This window comes from Streptomyces sp. NPDC006332 (assembly GCF_040612855.1).
Lineage (GTDB): Bacteria > Actinomycetota > Actinomycetes > Streptomycetales > Streptomycetaceae > Streptomyces.
This window is the reverse complement of record NZ_JBEXRA010000017.1, coordinates 13027-32723: the sequence shown is the minus strand read 5'-3', so window position 1 is coordinate 32723 and position 19697 is coordinate 13027. Positions and strand designations below refer to the sequence as shown.

Sequence of the window (19697 nt, the reverse complement as noted above, 5' to 3'; positions counted from 1 at the left end):
ACGGGGCTGCCGGGTCGCCGAGTTACTCGATGACGAGGTCCACGTCGATGTTGCCCCGGGTGGCGTTGGAGTAGGGGCAGACCTGGTGGGCCTGCTCGACCAGCTTGCGGCCGGTCTCCTCGTCCACGGTGTCGGGCAGCTCGACGCGGAGGGTGACCTTGAGGCCGAAGCCCTCGCCCTGCTTGCCGATGCCCACCTCGGCGGTCACGGCGGCGTCGCTCACATCGACCTTGGCCTGCCGGCCGATCAGACCGAGGGCGCTGCCGAAGCAGGCGGCGTACCCGGCGGCGAACAGCTGCTCCGGGTTGGTGCCCTGACCGTTGCCGCCCATCTCGACCGGTATGCCCAGCGCGAGGTCGATCTTGCCGTCGGAGGAGACGGCGCGGCCCTCACGGCCGTGCGTGGCGGTGGCGACCGCGGTGTAGAGCGCGTCCATGGATAACCATCCCTCTCAAGTCGTGTCGCGGGCGGCCCGTTCAGGCCGCCTCACGACGGAAAGTAGAGCACACAATTAAGTTGTGCACAACTAAGTGACCCACAAGAGCTACCCTGGAGACATGACAGGCATGACCCCGACCCCGCCCGCTGCCGCGGCGTCCGACGCCGCCGCCGCGGAGAACTGGCTGCGCCTGGACGCCCAGATCTGCTTCTCCCTGCACGCCGCCTCGCGCGCCTTCAACGGCGTCTACCGCGTGATCCTCAAGGACCTCGGGCTCACCTACCCGCAGTACCTGGTGATGCTGGTGCTGTGGGAGCAGGGCGAGCTGCCGGTCAAGAAGCTCGGCGAGCACCTGCGCCTCGACTCCGGCACACTGTCGCCCCTGCTCAAGCGGCTGGAGACGGCCGGACTCGTCCGGCGGGAGCGCAGCGCCCGTGACGAACGGTCGGTGGAGGTACGGCTGACCGAGGAGGGCCTGGCCCTGCGCGAACGGGCGGTCCGCGTGCCGCCCCGGATCGCCGCCGCGACCGGCTTCGACCTCGACGAGATCCGCGAACTGCGCGAACGCCTCGACCGGCTCACCTCGACGCTGGACGCGGCGGCGTTCGGGGAAACGCCGGGGGAGACCCCCTAGAGGGCGTCCGCCGAACCGTGACGCCTGCCCCGGCAGGCGCCACGGCCTGCTTCACTGAGGAACGGACGACAGGAGCCCATCAGGCTCCATCACAGGCCTACGGACAAGGGACGGCCACAGATGACCTGGCTGATCACCGGCGGCGCCGGCTACATCGGGGCGCATGTCGTACGCGCGATGACCGACGCGGGCGAACAGACGGTGGTGTACGACGACCTGTCCACCGGCATCGCCGACCGCGTCCCCGAGGACGTACCGCTGGTGACCGGATCGATCCTGGACGCCGAGCGCGTGGCGCGCACCCTCGCCGACCACGAGGTCACCGGTGTCGTCCACCTGGCGGCGAAGAAGCAGGTGGGCGAGTCGGTGGACCGGCCGCTGCACTACTACCGGGAGAACGTCGAGGGCCTGCGGGTCCTGCTGGAGGCGGTGACCGCGGCGAACGTGCCGTCCTTCGTGTTCTCGTCCTCCGCGGCGGTGTACGGCATGCCGGACGTGGCCCTGGTGACGGAGGAGACCCCCTGCGCCCCGATGTCTCCCTACGGTGAGACGAAGCTGGCCGGCGAGTGGCTGGTCAGGGCGACCGGGCGGGCCACGGGACTGTCCACGGCGTCACTGCGCTACTTCAACGTTGCGGGCGCGGCGAGCCCGGAGCTCGCGGACGTGGGCGTCTTCAACCTCATCCCGATGGTCTTCGAGAAGCTGACCGAGGACGCGTCCCCGCGGATCTTCGGCGACGACTACGACACCCCGGACGGGACCTGCGTCCGCGACTACATCCACGTCGTCGACCTGGCCGAGGCCCATGTCGCCGCCGCCCGCGCCCTGAGATCGTCGCCCGGCCGCGACCTGACCCTCAACATCGGCCGCGGCGAGGGCGTCTCGGTCCGCGAGATGATCGACCACGTCAACGCGCTCACCGGGTACGACCGCCCCCCGACCGTCGCCCCGCGCCGCCCGGGCGACCCGGCCCGCGTCGTCGCCTCCGCCGACCGGGCCGCCACCGAACTCGGCTGGTCGGCCAAGCACGACGTCCAGGACATGATCACGTCGGCCTGGGACGGCTGGCTGCGCCTCCACCCGGAAGCGGCCCGCGGCCCAGTGCCGGCCTAGGCCCGCCAGGGCACCAGCCACTTCGCGGCCGCGCGAGCCGGCGGACGTGCCGGGCATCACCCGCGTCAGGCACGCCACCCGCGTCGTGCGGGTCACGCGTCACAGCGACTCACAACGCCTTGAGCCCCTGCGCGGTGGCCCGTGCCAGGGACCCCAGATACCCCTTCGGGAGCTTGGGACTGCGGATCACCACCGAGCGCCAGTACAACGGCCCCGAGATCAGGTCGAGCGCCAGGTCCGCGTCGAAGCCGTGCCGTATCTCGCCGCGCCGCTCCGCCGCCGCCACGATCTTGCTGGCGACGCCCTCCTGCCCCTCCCGCAGGGCCTTCTGCAGGGCCTCGGCGATCTCGGGATTGCGGGCCGCCTCGGCCTGGAGGTCGGGAATGACCTGCGAGGCCACGGGGTGCCGCAGGGCCCGGGAGGTCACCTCGTACAGCAGCCGCAGGTCGCCCTCCAGCGACCCGGTGTCCGGTACGGGCAGGCCCTGCACGGCGAGCGCGGAGACCAGGTCGAGGACGAGGTGCAGCTTGGAGCGCCAGCGGCGGTACACCGCGGTCTTGCCGACCCCCGCGCGGCGCGCGATCCCCTCGATGGACATCCGCGCGTAGCCGACGGCCGCGAGCTCCTCGAAGACGGCCGCCCGGATGGCCTCCGTCACATCCTCGCGAAGGACGGCGGCCCCGGCGGGGGCACGGCGGCGCGGACGTGTCTTCGGCTCCTCGGCATTGGTCGTCACACCGACCAGCATAGGGCGTTACGACGAAACGGTTGCGTTCCGACGTCAGATCGGCCTACTCTCACGTTGCGACGATACGGTCCCGTCCCGACGTAAGAAAACGTGAAGAGAACCGTAAGGAAACGCCGGACGACGGACCCGCCGCCGCACCCGCACGACAGCCCCACGCGCCACCCCACCCCCCGAACGAAAGCAGCGGATGTGAGCCAGGTCCTCCACACACCGCCCCCGACGACGGCACCCCCGGCCGACGACCTCGCGGCCCTCGCCGCCCGCCACGGCCTCACGGTCAGCGGCGCCCGCCCCACCCTGCGCGAGTACGTCAGCCAGCTGTGGGCCCGGCGCCACTTCATCTCCGCCTTCTCGACCGCCAAGCTCACCGCGCAGTACAGCCAGGCGAAGCTGGGCCAGCTGTGGCAGGTGATGACGCCGCTGCTGAACGCGGCGGTCTACTACTTCATCTTCGGTGTGCTGATGGGCACCAAGAGGGGCGTACCGGACTACGTACCCTTCCTGGTGACGGGCGTGTTCATCTGGACGTTCACCCAGAGCTCGATCATGGCGGGCACCCGTGCGATCTCCGGCAACCTGGGCCTCGTGCGCGCCCTGCACTTCCCGCGGGCGGCGCTGCCCATCTCGTTCGCGCTGCAGCAGCTCCAGCAGCTGCTGTTCTCGATGGCCGCCCTGGTCGTGATCCTGCTCTGCTTCGGCGTGCCGGTGTCCGCGTCCTGGGCGCTGGCCATCCCTGCGCTGGTGCTGCAGTTCACCTTCAACGCGGGCATCGCGATGATCATGGCGCGGCTGGGGGCGAAGACCCCGGACATCGCGCAGCTGATGCCGTTCGTGCTGCGCACCTGGATGTACGTCTCCGGCGTGATGTGGAGCCTCGACCGTCTGCTCAGCAACCACAGCGACCTGCCGTCCTGGGTGGCGCCCGCGCTCCGGGCCAACCCGGCGGCCGTCTACATCGACCTGATGCGCTTCGCCCTGATCGACAGCTTCCACTCGAACCAGCTGCCGCCCCATGTGTGGCCGATCGCGACCGCCTGGGCGCTCGTCGTCGGCGTCGGCGGCTTCATCTACTTCTGGAAGGCTGAGGAGACGTACGGCCGTGGCTGACAACACGCAACGCGCGCAGGAGCAGGTCCCCACCGTCGTCGTCGACGGCGTGGACATCGTCTACCGGGTCAACGGCACCGGCGCGGGCCGGGGTTCCGCGACCGCCGCCCTCAACCGCATGCTGCGGCGCAGGCAGACCGAGCAGGCGGCCGGGGTGCGCAAGGTGCACGCCGTCAAGAACGTCTCCTTCGTCGCCTACCGGGGCGAGGCGATCGGCCTGATCGGCACCAACGGTTCCGGCAAGTCGACCCTGCTGAAGGCCGTCGCGGGCCTGCTGCCGGTGGAGAACGGCCATATCTACACCGACGGCCAGCCCTCCCTCCTGGGGGTGAACGCGGCCCTGATGAACGACCTGACCGGCGAACGCAACGTCTACCTCGGCGGCCTCGCCATGGGGATGTCCCGCGAGCAGGTCAAGGACCGCTACGAGGGGATCGTCGACTTCTCCGGCATCAACGAGAAGGGCGACTTCATCACCCTCCCGATGCGGACGTACTCCTCCGGCATGGCCGCCCGCCTGCGCTTCTCCATCGCCGCCGCCAAGGACCACGACGTCCTGCTCATCGACGAGGCGCTGGCGACGGGCGACCGTTCCTTCCAGAAGCGTTCCGAGGCCCGGATCCGCGAGCTGCGCAAGTCCGCGGGCACGGTGTTCCTGGTCAGCCACAGCAACAAGTCGATCCGCGACACCTGCGACCGGGTGCTGTGGCTGGAGCGCGGCGAACTGCGCATGGACGGGCCGACTGAAGAGGTGCTGGAGGCGTACGAGGCGTTCACCGGCGGCCCGGACAAGGCGAAGGCCCAGCCGCAGCCCCAGCCCCAGCCCCAGCCCCAGCCGGCCAAGGTGCCGCTTCCCTAGACCTGCGCCTTCCCGGAGCCTGAAAAGGGCGCCCCGAGCCGCGATGGCCCGGGGCGCCCTGGTGTACGGCTACGACTACGAACCCGTACCGCTCACGAATGCGCCCGCAGCAGCGTCCGCATCGTCCGCATCGCCACCGACAGGTTCGCCAGATCGAACGAGTCCGAGCTCTGGATCTCCTCCAGAGTCGTCCGCGCCCGGCCCAGGATCGGCGAGTTCTTCTCCTCCCACGCCTTGAAGCGCTGCTCGGGGGTGGAGGTGCCGTTGCCGACCGCGAGGACGTCCGCGGTCAGTGCCGCGTGGGCCGCGTACAGGTCCTCGCGGATGGACGCGCGGGCCATGGACTGCCAGCGGTCGGCGCGCGGCAGCTCGATGATGCGGTCCATCAGCTGGGTGATGCGCAGACGGTCGGCGAGGTCGTAGTAGACGTCCGCGACATCCATCGGGTCCCGGCCCATCCTGTCGGCCACCGAGACGATGTCCAGCGTCGGGAAGGCCGAGGAAAACCCGGCCACCCGGGTCGCGATCTCGCCCGGGACGCCGACGCCCGTCAGCTCGTCGTAGATCTTCTGGTACCACTCCAGGTCCGCGCCCCGCAGCAGCTTCGGCAGCTGCGACCACACCTGTTCGACACGGTCGGCGAAGAACTCGACGGTCTCGGCGAGCTGGAGCGGCTGCGGCCGGTTGTTGAGCAGCCAGCGCGTGCCGCGCTCGACGAGGCGGCGCGAGTGCAGCCGGATGCGGGTCTGCACGTCGGCCTCGACCTTGTTGTCGAGGGCCTCCACCGCGTCCCACACGGCCCCGGAGCGGAAGATCGCGCGGGCCACGGTCTGGGCCCGGACGATCTCCTCCAGCGAGGCACCGGTCTCCTCGCGCAGCCGGTGCAGATACGTCGTACCGCCCGTGTTGACCGTGTCGTTGACCAGCACGGTCGTGGTGATCTCACGGTGCAGCGGGTGGTTGTCGATGCGCTCGGGGAACTTCTCGCGCAGCGCGCTCGGGAAGTACGCGTGCAGCAGGGCGCGCAGGTACGGGTCGTCCGGCAGCGAGGTGTGCAGCAGCTCCTCGGCGACGGTGATCTTCGTGTACGCCAGCAGCACGGCCGTCTCCGGGCTGGTCAGGCCCTGCCCGGTGTTCAGCCGCTCGCGAATCTGACGGTCGCTGGGCAGGAACTCCAGGGCCCGGTCCAGCAGGCCCTCGCGCACCAGGTGGCGCAGGTACCGCTGCTGGGCGTGGAGCATGTCCTTGGACTGGGCGAGCGCGTTGGCGATGGCCGTGTTCTGCGCGTAGTTGTTGCGCAGGACGAGTTGGCCGACCTCGTCGGTCATCTCGGCGAGCTGCTTGTTGCGCTGCTTGACGGTCATGTCGCCGTCCGCGACCAGGCCGTTGAGCAGGATCTTGATGTTCACCTCGTGGTCGGAGGTGTCCACGCCCGCGCTGTTGTCGATGGCATCCGTGTTGATCTTGCCGCCGAGCCGCGCGAACTCGATCCTGCCGAGCTGGGTCAGGCCCAGGTTGCCGCCCTCGCCGACCACCTTGACCCGCAGGTCGCTGCCGTCGACGCGGATCGGGTCGTTGGCCTTGTCGCCGACGTCCGCGTGCGTCTCGGTGCTCGCCTTCACGTACGTCCCGATGCCGCCGTTCCACAGCAGGTCCACCGGCGCCTTGAGGATCGCCTTCATCAGGTCGGCCGGCGTCATCTTGGAGACCTTCTCCTCGATGCCGAGGGCCTCCCGGATGTGCGCGTTGACCGGGATCGCCTTGGCGGTACGGGGGAACACGCCGCCGCCGCCGGAGATGAGCTCGGTGTTGTAGTCGGCCCAGCTGGAGCGCGGCAGTTCGAAGACGCGGCGGCGCTCGGCGTAGGAGGTGGCCGCGTCCGGCTTCGGGTCGATGAAGATGTGCCGGTGGTCGAAGGCGGCGACCAGCTGGATGTGCTCGCTCAGCAGCATGCCGTTGCCGAACACGTCACCGGACATGTCGCCGATGCCGACGACTGTGAAGTCCTCGGCCTGCGTGTCCACGTCCAGCTCGCGGAAGTGCCGCTTCACGGACTCCCAGGCGCCGCGGGCGGTGATGCCCATGCCCTTGTGGTCGTAACCGGCCGAGCCGCCGGAGGCGAAGGCGTCCCCGAGCCAGAAGTTGTACTGCTCGGCGACCCCGTTGGCGATGTCCGAGAAGGTCGCGGTGCCCTTGTCGGCCGCGACGACGAGATAGGTGTCGTCCTCGTCGTGCCGCACCACGTCGGCGGGCGGGACCACTTCACCGGCGACCATGTTGTCGGTGATGTCGAGCAGCGCCGAGATGAAGGTCTTGTAGCTGGCGATGCCCTCCGCCAGCCAGGCGTCCCGGTCCACGCTCGGGTCCGGCAGCTGCTTGGCGACGAAGCCGCCCTTGGCGCCGACCGGCACGATGACGGTGTTCTTCACCATCTGCGCCTTGACCAGGCCGAGGATCTCGGTCCGGAAGTCCTCACGCCGGTCGGACCAGCGCAGCCCGCCGCGCGCGACCTTCCCGAACCTGAGGTGCACGCCCTCCACCCGCGGCGAGTACACCCAGATCTCGAACGCCGGACGCGGGGCCGGCAGATCGGGGATGGCCCGCGGGTCGAACTTCATGGAGACGTACGTGTGCGGCTGACCGCCCGCCGCCTCCTGGAAGAAGTTCGTGCGCAGGGTCGCCTTGATGACCGTGAGGAAGGACCGCAGGATCCGGTCCTCGTCGAGCGACGCCACCTGGTCGAGAGCCGCGTCGACCTCCTCCAGCAGCGCCTCGACGATCTCGAGCCCCGCCCGCTGCCGCTCGGGCGACATGCGCGCCTCGAACAGCGAGACGAGCAGCCGGGTGGTGTGGACGTTGTTGCGGAGGGTGTCCTCCATGTAGTCCTGGCTGAACGTCGAGCCCGCCTGCCGCAGGTACTTCGCGTACGCCCGCAGCACCATCGCCTGACGCCAGTTCAGCCCGGCGCTCAGCACGAGGGAGTTGAAGCCGTCGTTCTCCGCCTTGCCGGTCCAGGTGGCGGCGAAGGCCTCCTGGAACCGCTCGCGGCCGTCGTCGCCGAGGTAGTCGCCGCTGCCGCTCTTCGGCCGGGGCATGCGCAGCCCGAAGTCGTAGATCCACGCCACGCTCCGGTCCGAGCAGCGCAGTTCGTACGGCCGCTCGTCCATGACCTCGACACCGAGCCGGTTGAGGACCGGCAGCACGGCCGACAGGGTGATGGACTCGCCCTTGCGGTAGATCTTGAACCGGCGCTCCTCGGGGGCGGCGCCCACCGGCTCGTAGAGGCTGAGCGCGAAGCCTGTCTCCTCGGTGAGCTTCTCGAGCTGCGCGAGGTCGGCGACCGCGGAGCGGGGGCTGTGGTCGGCCTTGTAGCCCTCGGGGATGGCGCCCGCGTAGCGGCGCAGCAGTTCGGCGGCGCGTTCCTCGCCGAACTCGGCGTTCAGTGCCTCCGCGAACCCGTCGGCCCATGACCTCGCGGCGGCCACCAGCCGCGCCTCGATGCGTTCCTTGTCGCTGTCGCTGAGCTGGGGCAGCTCGGTGCCCTGCGGGACACGGACGACGAAGTGCAGCCGGGAGAGGATCGACTCGGTGTTCCAGGCGGTGAAGTCGACGCTGGTGCCGCCGAGTTCCTCCTTGAGGATGTCGATGATCCGCAGCCGGACACCCGTGGTGTACCGGTCGCGCGGAAGGTAGACGAGGGCGGAGTAGTAGCGACCGTACTCGTCCTGCCGCAGGTAGAGCCGCAGCCGCCGCCGCTCCTGGAGGTAGAGGACGGACGTGACGATGGACTGCAGTTCGTCGGGCGGGGTCTGGAAGAGCTCGTCGCGCGGGTAGGTCTCCAGGATCTGGAGCAGATCGCGCCCGTCGTGGCTGTTGGACGAGAACCCGGCCCGCTCCAGCACCTCTTCGACCTTGCGCCGGATGACGGGCACCCGCCGCACCGACTCGGTGTAGGCGGCGGACGAGAACAGTCCGAGGAACCGCCGCTCGCCCACCACGTTCCCGGCCGCGTCGAACTTCTTGACGCCGACGTAGTCGAGGTAGGACGGCCGGTGCACGGTCGACCGGCTGTTCGCCTTGGTCAGCACCAGCAGCTTGTGCTCACGCGCCTTGACCCGGGCGTCGGCCGGCAGCCGTTCGAAGGAGGGGCTGACGGGGTGGCTGTCGCCTTCGGTGTGATGCGGGTCGGACCGCAGGATGCCGAGCCCGGTCCCGGGCACGGCCGCCAGCGAGTCGTCCTCGAGCAGCTGGTACTCCCGGTACCCGAGGAACGTGAAGTGGTCGTTGGCCAGCCAGCGCAGCAGCTCGCGGGCCTCCTCGACGTCCTGCTCCCGCAGGTCGGAGGCGATCGGCTCCTTGGGCAGCTCGTCGGCCATGCGCAGGGCCGCGTCCCGCATCTTCTCCCAGTCCTCGACGGCCTCACGGGCGTCGGACAGGACACGCAGCAGGTCGGCGGTGATCTGCTTGAGGTCGCCGCGGTCGGTCTCGCGGTCGATCTCCACGTGGATCCAGGACTCGGTGTGCGCGTCGTGCGGAAGCTCACCGCTCAGGGGCGGGGTGAGCACCTCGCTGAGCTTGCCGGTGACGTCGCGTCGCACGGTGACCTGCGGATGGATGACGACGTGGATCCCACGTCCCTGCCGGGTCAGTTCGTTGGTGACGGAGTCGACGAGGAAGGGCATGTCGTCGGTGACCACCTCGACCACCGAATGACTGCACGTCCACCCGTTCTCCTCCACGGTGGGCGTGTGGACCCGCACGTTGGCCGTGCCCTGCGGGCGATTCTCGGCCAACCGGTAGTGCGAGAGAGCGGCACCGTAGATGTCGACCGGGTCGCGGCCGGTGAGGTCCTCCGGTGCGGTGTGCAGGTAGTAGCGCTGGAGGAACGTGAGCAGGGTGTCCCGGTCGGGTGTGCTCTCGTCCGTCGTCCCGGTCGGTAGGTGCCCCCCGACCGGGCTGTTCTCAGCAACCCGGGCGGCCCTCTCGAGCAACTCGGCCTTGGCTTCGTCCAGCTTGGTCTGCATTGTCCTCTGGCTCCTGTCGCGCGCCGTTGCGTGACGTAGAAGGAAGTACGGTCTCTTCCCTGGTGACGTGACGCCGCGACGCGGGGTGTCCGGTCTGCTTCGACGCTATGCCGCAAGGTGAGATGTGCGGGGGGATATCAGCCATTCTCGACACGCCATCGGGGTGTGACACTGCTCTCTGTGGCATGTGCTTCCGAGGTGTGTACGGAGTCCTGGGGGCTCCTGCGCCCCCGGCCCGCCCCTGAAGACCAGCGACCGCCGCCCGGTCACGGAGATAAGCCGTGCTTCCCGGGCGCAGGGCAGAGGCGAGTACGCCCCCGCGAACTATCGCGCTGATCACGCCACCAAGGCTATCGCTCCTTACAGGGCCCCCGTCATGAGCCGTATGTGTACAAAACTGGGGGTCGAAGTTTGACGTTTCGCACAGGGGTGGACTGCTGGGGCAGGATGCAGGCCCGCCCCGCCCCTCACGCCGCCAGCCGCTCCGCCTCCACGACCGCCTCCGCCAGCGTGTCCACCACGGGCACCCCTATCTCCTCCAGGCTGGCCCGCCCGTGGGATCCCCCGGTGTACAGCACCGCCCGCGCCCCCACATGCAGCGCCGCCACCGCGTCGTCCGCCGCGTCCCCGATCACCACGGTCCGGGCCGGGTCCACCCCGGCGAGCGCCGCGAGGTGCCGCACCATGTGCTCTGCCTTGCTCCCGCCCGACGGTCCGGTCCGCCCGTCCACCCGCACGAAGTGCGCCTCGATCCCGAACCCCCGTACCAGCGGGACGAGTTCGTCATGGACGTACATGCTCAGGATCGACTGGCTGCGCCCCGCCGACCGCCACCCCGAGAGCAGCTCCGTCACCCCGGGGGTGAGTCCGCACCCCACCCGGTGCTCGGAGTAGTACCGGTGGAAGGTCTCGTCCATGACCTCCCACTCGGCATCGGTGGGCAGCCGCCCCATCAGCCGCTCGTAGAACTTCGGCACCGGCACGCAGTACAGCGCCCGGTACTGCTCCAGCGTGAGCGGCGCCAGTCCCAGCTCGGCGAACGCCGCGTTCGTCGCCCCGATGATCGCCTCGTTGTCGTGGAACAGCGTGCCGTTCCAGTCCCAGACGATGTGTGCGCCTGTCTGCTTCCCCATGTCAGAAAAGTACCCGCCGCCACTGACAATCAAGTGAGCACAGGCCAGAACGCCACCCAGGGGCTGTCAGGCGCTGCATCCGAGAGGCGCGCCGAGCTGCCCGCTCAGCCCACCGGCCCCACCAGGTTCGGGATCTCCTGCGTCGCGAACCAGAGCAACTCGTGGTCCTCGGCCCCGTCCACGACGAACTGCGCGTCGTCGTCCCCGCCGTCCGCCGCCGTGATCGCCTCGGCCGCGGCGGCCACATCGGTCTGCGCGTCGTCCGAGTCGACGTGCACGGCAGCCGCCTTGGCCAGCCGTACGGCCCCGGTGACCCGCACCTCGCCCAGCACCGCCGGATCCAGTGCCCGGTCGGGATCGGCGCTCGCCGTCCCGTCGGGTACGTCCACGGCGACCACGACCCGGCGTCGCGCCGCGTCCGGGTCCGCCGCCAGCAGCCGCAGCGCGGCCTGCGCGGCACGGTTCAGCGCCGCGTACTCCAACTCCTCGATGTCGTCAGAGAGGTACCACTCGCGCAACGCCGGCGTCACCGCGTAGGCGACGAACGGCCCGCTCCCCAGCTCTCCCGTCTTGTACGCCTCGGCGAGACCGGGAAGGGTCAGGGGGACGTAGACGCGCATGGCTGGCCGCTTTCGTGGTCGGTTCCGTGGTCGGAGGCTTCCGCACAGGTTCCGGAAGCGCGAATCCGCATCTCCCGGACGGCCCTCAGGATACGTGCGGGGCGTCCCCTTTCGAGTCCCTGCCCACCCTCCCGCAGGCGTCAACCCTCGACCTGGAAAATCACCCCTCACACCCTCGCCACCACGGCCTTTTCCGTCCTCAACCACTCGGATAAGTGAACCTCCCCGGCGCCCCGCCCGAAGCCTCCGTCACCTTGCTTCCAGGCCCCACCGCCCCGTACAAGATCCCCAACCACGAAGTTACTGCCCGGTACAGCCGGGCCGATCGCGAACGGGGACTCACATGAACAAGGTCATGACCAGGGCGAGCCACCACCCCGGCGCCCGCCCACCGAGCCGTCGCGACCAGCGCCGTCCCGGCGGCACGCCCCCTCGCACACCGGGCGGGGGCACCACCCGCACCACGACCCCGGACGGCCGCCCTCCGGGCTCCCCGGGCGGCGGAGGCCCGTCGCTGCGTACCAGGCCCCTAGACAACCGCCCACCCGCCTCCTCCGCCCTCGCTTCCCCCACGCCCACGCCCGTGGCCGCACCCGCGTCCGTCGCTCCCCCCGTCCCCGCTCAGACCGCGCCCAGGCCGCTTCCGCAGCCCCGCCCCACCGACGTGTTCGCCGACCGTCTGCTCGCGGTCCTGAGCGGCCGACGGCCCGTTCACTGGATGCTCCGGCACACCGCGGGCCGTGCCTACGACGAACTGGCCTGGCTCGCCGATCGCGGCCCCCTGCGCACCACCCGGGGCACCGCGCCGGTCGTCCGGGACATCGGCTACTTCGTCCCCCGCCCGGGCGCCATCGAGGTTTTCGCCCGCATCGGAGCCGGTGACCAGTTGCGCGCCATGGCCTTCCGGCTGGAGCAGGGCAGGGACCTGCGCTGGCGCTGCACGGCGGTGGAACTGGGCGGCCCACGCAGGCCGGAGACGGACGACGACTGACGCCCACCGCCCCCGCCCGTCCACCGCGGTCACCGCATGCCGAAGGGCCGGGCACCAATGGTGACCCGGCCCTTCGCCGATCGCTACAGCGACGCTGGCGACCGCACCGTCACGTCGACCACACAGTCGCTCTCGCGGCGTCGCCTCACACGGACCTCACTTCTTGCGGCGGCGCCCGCCACGGGACTGCTTGCGCCGCTCCGCGCGCGTGAGACCGTCGGCCTCGGAACGCACCGGCTCCTCGTCGTCGGTGAAGTCGCCCTCGACGACGCCGCCCTCCCCGTCCACGGTGGGCGCGGAGAAGTGCAGTTCCCGGCGCTGCGGGACGTCGAGTCCCTTGGCGCGGATCTCGGGGCGGGCGCCCGCCTGCGCCGGCACCGCGTCCTTTTCGAGCGACGGCTTCTCGTCCTCGACGGGGACCTCCTCGACCTGCTGCTCGACCTGGACCTCCAGGTTGAACAGGTAGCCGACGGACTCCTCCTTGATGCCCTCCATCATGGCGGTGAACATGTCGAAGCCCTCGCGCTGGTACTCGACCAGCGGGTCCTTCTGGGCCATCGCCCGCAGGCCGATGCCCTCCTGGAGGTAGTCCATCTCGTAGAGGTGCTCGCGCCACTTGCGGTCCAGGACCGACAGCACGACCCGGCGCTCCAGCTCACGCATGATCTCGGAGCCGAGCTGCTTCTCGCGGCCCTCGTACTGCTCGTGGATGTCGTCCTTGATGGACTCGGAGATGTACTCGGCGGTCAGTCCGGCCCGGTCGCCGGCTGCCTCCTCCAGCTCCTCGACGGTGACCTTCACCGGGTAGAGCTGCTTGAACGCGCCCCACAGCCGGTCGAGGTCCCAGTCCTCGGGGAAGCCCTCGGCGGTCTCCGCGGAGACGTACGCGTCGATGGTGTCGTTCATGAAGTGCTGCACCTGCTCGTGCAGGTCCTCGCCCTCCAGGACGCGACGCCGCTCGCCGTAGATGACCTCGCGCTGCCGGTTGAGGACCTCGTCGTACTTCAGGACGTTCTTACGGGTCTCGAAGTTCTGCTGCTCGACCTGCGACTGGGCGGACGCGATCGCGCGGGTGACCATCTTGTTCTCGATCGGCACGTCGTCCGGGACGTTCGCCATGGACATCACGCGCTCGACCATCTGGGCCTTGAACAGGCGCATCAGGTCGTCACCGAGGGACAGGTAGAAGCGCGACTCACCGGGGTCGCCCTGACGGCCGGAACGACCGCGCAGCTGGTTGTCGATGCGACGCGACTCGTGCCGTTCGGTGCCGAGGACATAGAGCCCGCCGAGGTCCTTGACCTCCTCGAACTCCGCCTTGACGGCCTGCTCGGCCTTCTCCAGGGCGGCGGGCAGGGCCGCGGCCCACTCCTCGATGTGCTGCTCGGGGTCGAGTCCGCGCTGGCGCAGCTCCGCCTCGGCGAGGTCGTCGGGGTTGCCGCCGAGTTTGATGTCGGTACCACGGCCGGCCATGTTGGTGGCGACCGTCACGGCGCCCTTGCGGCCGGCCTGGGCGATGATCGGCGCCTCACGGTCGTGCTGCTTCGCGTTCAGCACCTCGTGCTGGATGCCGCGCTTGGAGAGCTGCTGCGAGAGGTACTCGGACTTCTCGACCGACGTCGTACCGACGAGGATCGGCTGGCCCTTCTCGTGCTTCTCGACGATGTCGTCGACGACCGCCTCGAACTTCGCGACCTCGGTGCGGTAGATCAGGTCGGACTGGTCCTTGCGGACCATCGGACGGTTGGTCGGGATCGGGACGACGCCGAGCTTGTAGATCTGGTGGAACTCGGCGGCCTCGGTCATCGCCGTACCGGTCATGCCGGAGAGACCGGGCAGTTCCTTGCCGTTCTGGTCGTGGCGCTTGTAGAGGCGGAAGAAGTTCTGCAGGGTGATGGTGGCGAGGGTCTGGTTCTCGTCCTTGATGTCCACCCCTTCCTTCGCCTCGATCGCCTGGTGCATGCCCTCGTTGTAGCGGCGGCCGGCGAGGATACGGCCGGTGTGCTCGTCGACGATCATGACTTCGCCGTCGATGACGACGTAGTCCTTGTCCTTCTTGAAGAGCTCCTTGGCCTTGATGGCGTTGTTCAGGTAGCCCACCAGAGGGGTGTTCACCGACTCGTAGAGGTTGTCGATGCCCAGCCAGTCCTCGACCTTGGAGACACCGGACTCGTGGATGGCGACCGTGCGCTTCTTCTCGTCGACCTCGTAGTCGCCGGTCTCCTCGATGCCCTTGAGGGGGTTGCCGGCCTCGCCCTTCTTCAGGCGGGTGACCAGCTTGGCGAAGTCGCCGTACCACTTGGTGGCCTGGTCGGCCGGGCCGGAGATGATCAGCGGCGTACGGGCTTCGTCGACGAGGATCGAGTCGACCTCGTCGACGATGGCGAAGTTGTGGCCACGCTGGACGAGTTCGTCCTGGGACCACGCCATGTTGTCGCGCAGGTAGTCGAAGCCGAACTCGTTGTTCGTGCCGTAGGTGATGTCGCAGGCGTACTGCTCACGGCGCTGGGCCGGGGTCATGTTGGCCAGGATGCAGCCGACGCTCAGGCCCAGGAACTTGTGGACGCGGCCCATCATTTCGGAGTCGCGCTCGGCCAGGTAGTCGTTGACCGTGATCAGGTGGACGCCCTTGCCCGCGATGGCGTTCAGATACGCGGGCAGGGTGCCGACGAGGGTCTTGCCCTCACCGGTCTTCATCTCGGCCACATAGCCGAGGTGGAGGGCCGCACCACCCATCATCTGGACGTCGTAGTGACGCTGGCCGAGCACCCGCTTGGCGGCCTCACGCACGGTCGCGAAGGCCTCGGGAAGCAGGTCGTCCAAGCTCTCGCCGTCGGCGTACCGCTGCTTGTACTCATCGGTGAGGGCCCGCAGCTCGGCGTCGGAGAGGTCGACGAAGTCCTCTTCGATGGAGCTGACCTGGTCCGCGATGCGGTGCAGCTTGCGCAGGATTTTTCCTTCGCCTGCACGCATGATCTTTGAGAGGACGGACACGGGGGTTGGTCTCCTTGCCGGTCGGGCCTGGGACGGTCGGTCTTTATTGGACTACTGAGCAACGGCCATCGTATGCGAGGACCCCACCGCGCCGGGAGGCCTGCCGCGACGACGACCGTCCGCCGCTTCGCGCACCTGATTCAAATCTTCTTCAAAGGGGACAACGGCCGGGCCCCGCGGATGGTGCCGCCTCCCGCCGACGAATTGCACGAATTGTGATCACCCGCTCACGTAGGGCTGAAGGATGGCGTCCCGGCCCGCCTCCTGAGCAGAATCGCCCGATGGACCCCGTCACGCTCACCACGGACCGCCTCGTCCTGCGCACGGTCACCGCGCGGCACACCGACTCCGTGTACGCGGCCGCCCAGGACCCCGACATCCAGCGCTGGACCACGATCCCCGTGCCCTACCTCCGCGAGCACGCCCGGAGCTTCACGGAGCAGGTGGCCCCCGAGGGCTGGGCCTGCGACACGATGTACACGTGGGGTGTCTTCCTGCCCGCAGGGGAGGACCTCGTGGGCATGCTCAGCATCACCATGCGCTCCCCCGGCACGGCCGAGATCGGCTTCTGGGGCACGAAGGAGCACCGCGGCAACGGCTACCTGACGGAGGCCGCCCGCAGCGCCTGCCACTGGGCCTTCACCCGAGCCCACGTCGACCGCGTGGAGTGGCGCGCCGAAGTGGGCAACCATCCCTCCCGCGCGGTGGCGGAACGAGCGGGCTTCACCATCGAGGGCACCCTCCGCTCCGCCATCACCAACAAGGGCGTACGCCGAGACTGCTGGCTCGCCTCCCTGCTCCCCTCGGACCTGTCGCTGCCCTCCACCACTCCCTACGTCCCGACGCCGGCCCCCGCCGGGCCCCAGTGACCGGGCCCCCAGTGACCGGGCCAACGGTCCGCACCAGAACCCCAAACCCCACAAACCCCCAGTTCAGCCCCCACTGTCAGTCCCACCCCCTAGGGTGCGAACCCATGACGACCCCGCGCCCCTCCACCCCCCTCTCCGCAGACGAGGCCCGCCGCCTCGCCCTGAGAGCCCAAGGCTTCCTCGGCGCCCCGGACCGCAGGTCCGGCGTGCGAGGTGTGCTCCGTCACCTCGGCGCGGTCCAACTCGACACCATCTCGGTCCTGGCCCGCTCCCACGAACTCATCCCGTACGCCCGCCTGGGAACCATGGGCCGCAAGACCATCGAGAACGCCTACTGGAAAGACACCCACGCCTTCGAGTACTGGTCCCACGCCGCCTGCATCCTCCCCATCGAGGAGTGGCCCCACTTCGCCTTCCGCCGCCGCGCCTACCGCAACCGCCCGCACTGGAACCACGACCTCCCGGACGGCGCCTACGAGCAGGTCATCAAGCACCTCCGCGCCGAAGGCCCCCTCACGGCCACGGAGTTGGGCGGCGCCAAGAGGACCAGCGAGTGGTGGGACTGGTCCGGAGCGAAGGTGGCCGTGGAGCGCGCCCTCATGTACGGCGAGGTGGTCTGCGTGGAACGCCGCGGCTGGAAGCGCGTCTACGACCTCGCCGAACGCGCCGTACCGGAACCCCTGTTGCACGACGACCTGGACGACACGGAGTGCCTGCGCCGCCTGGTCCGCCTGGCCGGCCAGTCCCTGGGTGTGGGCACCCGCGCCGACATCGCCGACTACCACCGTCTCAAGGGCGAGCAGGTCGACGCGGTGATCGGGGACTCGGGTCTGGTCCCGGTCACGGTCGAGGGCTGGGGCAAACAGGCCTGGGCGGACCCCGCGGCCCTGGAGACACCCCCGCGCGGCCGCCACCGCACCACGCTGCTGTCCCCCTTCGACTCCCTCATCTGGGAGCGGGCCCGCACCGAACGCATCTTCGGCTTCACCCACCGCCTGGAGGCGTACGTCCCCAAGCCGAAGCGGGTGTACGGCTACTTCGCGATGCCGGTGCTGGCCGGCGGCCACCTGGTCGGCCGCGTGGACCCGGCCCGTGAGGGCCGCACCCTGGTCGCCCGGCAGGTCACCCTGAACGGCCCGAAGGCGGTCCCGGCGGTCGCACAGGCCCTGGTCGAGGCGGCGAGCTGGGTGGACTGCACGGACGTCCGCGTGGAACGGGTGGACGCCCCGGACCTCCGCGAGCCCCTTACCAGAGAACTCACCCACGCCCTCGCCTGATCACCAGGTTCCGCCGACACAGGAGCTACTGGATCTCGAGGATCTTCTCCCGCATCGCGTAGACGACGGCCTCCATCCTGGAGTGCAGCTGCAGCTTCTCCAGGATGTTGCGCACGTGGTTCTTCACGGTGTTCTCGGAGATGAACAGCTGCTTGGCGATGTCCCGGTTGTTCATCCCCGTCGCGACGAGCTTGAGCACTTCCAGTTCACGGTCGGTGAGCCTGGGCGCCGGCACGAGCCGACGCTCGTCGGTCCGCTGGATCATCGACTTGAACTCGGTGAGCAGCTTCGACGCCATCGACGGGCTGATCTGCGACTGCCCGTCGGCCACCGCGCGAATCGCGGTGGACACTTCGTCCGTGGAGATCTCCTTGAGCAGATATCCGGTCGCGCCCGCCTTGATCGCTTCGTAGAGGTCGGCCTCCTCGTCGCTGATCGTCAACATGATGATCTTCGCGCTGGGAGCGACCTCCTTGATGGAGGTGCACGCCTCGATACCGCCCCGCTTGGGCATCCGTACGTCCATCAGCACGATGTCCGGCAGCAGGTCGGCGGCCTTGTCCACGGCTTCCGCGCCATCGCCGGCCTCGCCGACGACCTGGATGTCCTCCTCGGCGGCGAGCACGATCTCCAGGCCACGGCGGAAGAGGGCGTGGTCGTCCACCACCAGGACGCGGATCGGTTCCTTGCGTGGCGCGCCCTGGTCCGGGCTCATGCCGACGGCGCCGTGGCCGGCGTCCTCGTCCTGCATCGGTCCGAAGGTGTCCGCCATCGTTCCTCCCCCTGAAGGCTGTGGCCTGTGGTTCTGTGCCATCGCCAACGCAAGGCAACGACCCGCCGGTTGGGCCGGTGCGACCATGATTTCATGCCCGGACGACACTGCGGTGACAGAGCGGGGCGCGAAGTGGTCGCACGCCGGTGCCCCTGGGGGCGCACACGCGCACCAGGGGCACCTGCTCAACTGCCGACCGGATGATCAGCCACCCAACGTGCCACCCGCGGCGGTCGGTTGCGCCTGAGTGACCATCGGGTCCGTGCTGAGGTGGATGACGCCATAGTCGTAGGCGTGCCGCCGGTAGACGACACTCGGCTCCTTGGTCTCGGAGTCGATGAACAGATAGAAGTCGTGCCCGACCAGCTCCATCTCGTAAAGGGCCTGGTCGAGGGTCATCGGGGAAGCGACGTGCGTCTTTTCGCGGACGACGAGGGGGCCGTCACCCTTGATCTCCAGTGAGCCGATCTTCTTCGTGGGCACGCCGTCCGGCTCTTCCTCGTGGACGACGTGGCCATTTCCGTTGAGCGTCGCCGCGTCCGGGACGTGATCGGCGACCTCGGCCGCCGTGAGCCGTCGTGATCCTCGGCGCGTGTGGCGCTTGTCGTGCTGCTTGCGCAGCCGCGCGTCCAGCTTCTCCGCTGCCAGATCGAGTGCCGCGTACGGGTCGCTGGCTGCCGCTTCCGCCCTGATCACCGGTCCGCGGGAGCGGAGCGTGATCTCCACTCGGTCACAGCGGTCGGCCTGTCGGGGGTTGGGCTCCTTGGACACCTCGACGTCGAGGCTGATCACCTTGCCGTCGAGCTTCTGGATCTTCTCCAGCTTCAGCTTCTCGGCCACGTGCTTGCGGAACCGCTCGGGCACCTCGGTCTTGCGGCCCTTGACGACGATGTCCACGCAGAACTCCGTTCCCGGAACGCCCCGCCTCGCTGCGGAGCGTCTCCCTTTTGCACCAGGCTCCGGTGAGTCCCGGAACCTCGGACTCGGTGACGTCCACCTCCTCCCCCGCGGGCAAGGTCTCCATTCCACCGGCGCGGGTGATGGTGAAAATCCCATAGCACGGCATTCAGAGATGAGAGGTGTGGCCTGCGCCTTTCTCTCTCACAACCGAACATAT

General features: G+C 69.3%; 15 protein-coding genes. 7 read left to right on the top strand and 8 right to left on the bottom strand.

Annotated features, from left to right (window positions below; all coding sequences use genetic code 11):
• Window positions 1-22: 22 nt before the first annotated feature.
• On the bottom strand, window positions 23-436 hold the full coding sequence (locus ABZ027_RS17560) for an organic hydroperoxide resistance protein (protein ID WP_356769125.1): 414 nt from the start codon (window positions 434-436) through the stop codon (window positions 23-25).
• A 130-nt stretch (window positions 437-566) separates the two neighbouring features.
• Between ABZ027_RS17560 and ABZ027_RS17555 the strand changes: the two genes are divergently transcribed.
• Both ABZ027_RS17555 and galE read left to right on the top strand, forming a co-directional pair.
• Window positions 567-1073: a MarR family transcriptional regulator gene (locus ABZ027_RS17555; protein ID WP_356769328.1), complete on the top strand. Its 507-nt coding sequence runs from the start codon at window positions 567-569 to the stop codon at window positions 1071-1073.
• Window positions 1074-1193: 120 nt separating this feature from the next.
• Window positions 1194-2186, top strand: coding sequence for a UDP-glucose 4-epimerase GalE (gene galE / locus ABZ027_RS17550; protein ID WP_356769123.1), 993 nt, complete (start codon window positions 1194-1196; stop codon window positions 2184-2186).
• A 109-nt stretch (window positions 2187-2295) separates the two neighbouring features.
• On the opposite strand, the gene ABZ027_RS17545 is transcribed toward galE, so the two are convergent.
• Window positions 2296-2934, bottom strand: coding sequence for a TetR/AcrR family transcriptional regulator (locus ABZ027_RS17545; RefSeq protein ID WP_356769121.1), 639 nt, complete (start codon window positions 2932-2934; stop codon window positions 2296-2298).
• Between the two features lie 189 nt (window positions 2935-3123).
• Between ABZ027_RS17545 and ABZ027_RS17540 the strand changes: the two genes are divergently transcribed.
• Both ABZ027_RS17540 and ABZ027_RS17535 read left to right on the top strand, forming a co-directional pair.
• Window positions 3124-4041: an ABC transporter permease gene (locus tag ABZ027_RS17540; RefSeq protein WP_356769119.1), complete on the top strand. Its 918-nt coding sequence runs from the start codon at window positions 3124-3126 to the stop codon at window positions 4039-4041.
• Complete coding sequence (locus ABZ027_RS17535; protein WP_356769117.1) at window positions 4034-4900, top strand: ABC transporter ATP-binding protein; 867 nt, start codon at window positions 4034-4036, stop codon at window positions 4898-4900. The genes ABZ027_RS17540 and ABZ027_RS17535 overlap by 8 nt, the downstream gene beginning before the upstream one ends.
• A 92-nt stretch (window positions 4901-4992) precedes the next feature.
• Here ABZ027_RS17535 and ABZ027_RS17530 read toward each other — a convergent pair whose 3' ends face one another.
• The 3 genes from ABZ027_RS17530 to ABZ027_RS17520 all read right to left on the bottom strand — a co-directional run bounded on the left by ABZ027_RS17530 (window position 4993) and on the right by ABZ027_RS17520 (window position 11677).
• A complete protein-coding gene (locus ABZ027_RS17530) occupies window positions 4993-9924 on the bottom strand; it encodes an NAD-glutamate dehydrogenase (RefSeq protein WP_356769115.1) in 4932 nt (1643 codons plus the stop codon).
• A 467-nt stretch (window positions 9925-10391) separates the two neighbouring features.
• Complete coding sequence (locus tag ABZ027_RS17525; RefSeq protein WP_356769113.1) at window positions 10392-11057, bottom strand: HAD family hydrolase; 666 nt, start codon at window positions 11055-11057, stop codon at window positions 10392-10394.
• A 104-nt stretch (window positions 11058-11161) separates the two neighbouring features.
• Entirely contained in the window at window positions 11162-11677 is a 516-nt protein-coding gene (locus tag ABZ027_RS17520) for a hypothetical protein (protein ID WP_356769111.1), read from the bottom strand.
• A 343-nt stretch (window positions 11678-12020) separates the two neighbouring features.
• Between ABZ027_RS17520 and ABZ027_RS17515 the strand changes: the two genes are divergently transcribed.
• Window positions 12021-12668: an Rv3235 family protein gene (locus tag ABZ027_RS17515; RefSeq protein ID WP_356769109.1), complete on the top strand. Its 648-nt coding sequence runs from the start codon at window positions 12021-12023 to the stop codon at window positions 12666-12668.
• Window positions 12669-12824: 156 nt separating this feature from the next.
• On the opposite strand, the gene secA is transcribed toward ABZ027_RS17515, so the two are convergent.
• Window positions 12825-15662, bottom strand: a complete 2838-nt coding sequence (gene secA, locus ABZ027_RS17510) for a preprotein translocase subunit SecA (protein ID WP_356769107.1) — start codon at window positions 15660-15662, stop codon at window positions 12825-12827.
• Between the two features lie 281 nt (window positions 15663-15943).
• Here secA and ABZ027_RS17505 point away from each other — a divergent pair, with 281 nt between their 5' ends.
• Together ABZ027_RS17505 and ABZ027_RS17500 are read left to right on the top strand one after the other, a co-directional pair.
• The gene (locus tag ABZ027_RS17505) at window positions 15944-16531 is read left to right on the top strand and encodes a GNAT family N-acetyltransferase (RefSeq protein WP_356769105.1); all 588 of its coding nucleotides are present in this window, start codon (window positions 15944-15946) and stop codon (window positions 16529-16531) included.
• A 104-nt stretch (window positions 16532-16635) separates the two neighbouring features.
• Window positions 16636-17808, top strand: a complete 1173-nt coding sequence (locus ABZ027_RS17500; RefSeq protein ID WP_356769103.1) for a crosslink repair DNA glycosylase YcaQ family protein — start codon at window positions 16636-16638, stop codon at window positions 17806-17808.
• Window positions 17809-17833: 25 nt separating this feature from the next.
• On the opposite strand, the gene ABZ027_RS17495 is transcribed toward ABZ027_RS17500, so the two are convergent.
• Complete coding sequence (locus ABZ027_RS17495; RefSeq protein WP_356769101.1) at window positions 17834-18580, bottom strand: response regulator transcription factor; 747 nt, start codon at window positions 18578-18580, stop codon at window positions 17834-17836.
• Window positions 18581-18784: 204 nt separating this feature from the next.
• On the bottom strand, window positions 18785-19477 hold the full coding sequence (gene raiA, locus ABZ027_RS17490) for a ribosome-associated translation inhibitor RaiA (RefSeq protein ID WP_356769099.1): 693 nt from the start codon (window positions 19475-19477) through the stop codon (window positions 18785-18787).
• Between the last annotated feature and the right edge of the window lie 220 nt (window positions 19478-19697).

Coding starts and splice junctions, on each gene's coding strand:
- ABZ027_RS17545 (WP_356769121.1), bottom strand. CDS start 2,934: ATGCTGGTCGGTGTGACGACCAATGCCGAGGAGCCGAAGACACGTCCG.
- ABZ027_RS17555 (WP_356769328.1), top strand. CDS start 567: ATGACCCCGACCCCGCCCGCTGCCGCGGCGTCCGACGCCGCCGCCGCG.
- ABZ027_RS17525 (WP_356769113.1), bottom strand. CDS start 11,057: ATGGGGAAGCAGACAGGCGCACACATCGTCTGGGACTGGAACGGCACG.
- galE (WP_356769123.1), top strand. CDS start 1,194: ATGACCTGGCTGATCACCGGCGGCGCCGGCTACATCGGGGCGCATGTC.
- ABZ027_RS17520 (WP_356769111.1), bottom strand. CDS start 11,677: ATGCGCGTCTACGTCCCCCTGACCCTTCCCGGTCTCGCCGAGGCGTAC.
- ABZ027_RS17530 (WP_356769115.1), bottom strand. CDS start 9,924: ATGCAGACCAAGCTGGACGAAGCCAAGGCCGAGTTGCTCGAGAGGGCC.
- ABZ027_RS17500 (WP_356769103.1), top strand. CDS start 16,636: ATGACGACCCCGCGCCCCTCCACCCCCCTCTCCGCAGACGAGGCCCGC.
- ABZ027_RS17505 (WP_356769105.1), top strand. CDS start 15,944: ATGGACCCCGTCACGCTCACCACGGACCGCCTCGTCCTGCGCACGGTC.
- ABZ027_RS17515 (WP_356769109.1), top strand. CDS start 12,021: ATGAACAAGGTCATGACCAGGGCGAGCCACCACCCCGGCGCCCGCCCA.
- ABZ027_RS17560 (WP_356769125.1), bottom strand. CDS start 436: ATGGACGCGCTCTACACCGCGGTCGCCACCGCCACGCACGGCCGTGAG.
- ABZ027_RS17495 (WP_356769101.1), bottom strand. CDS start 18,580: ATGGCGGACACCTTCGGACCGATGCAGGACGAGGACGCCGGCCACGGC.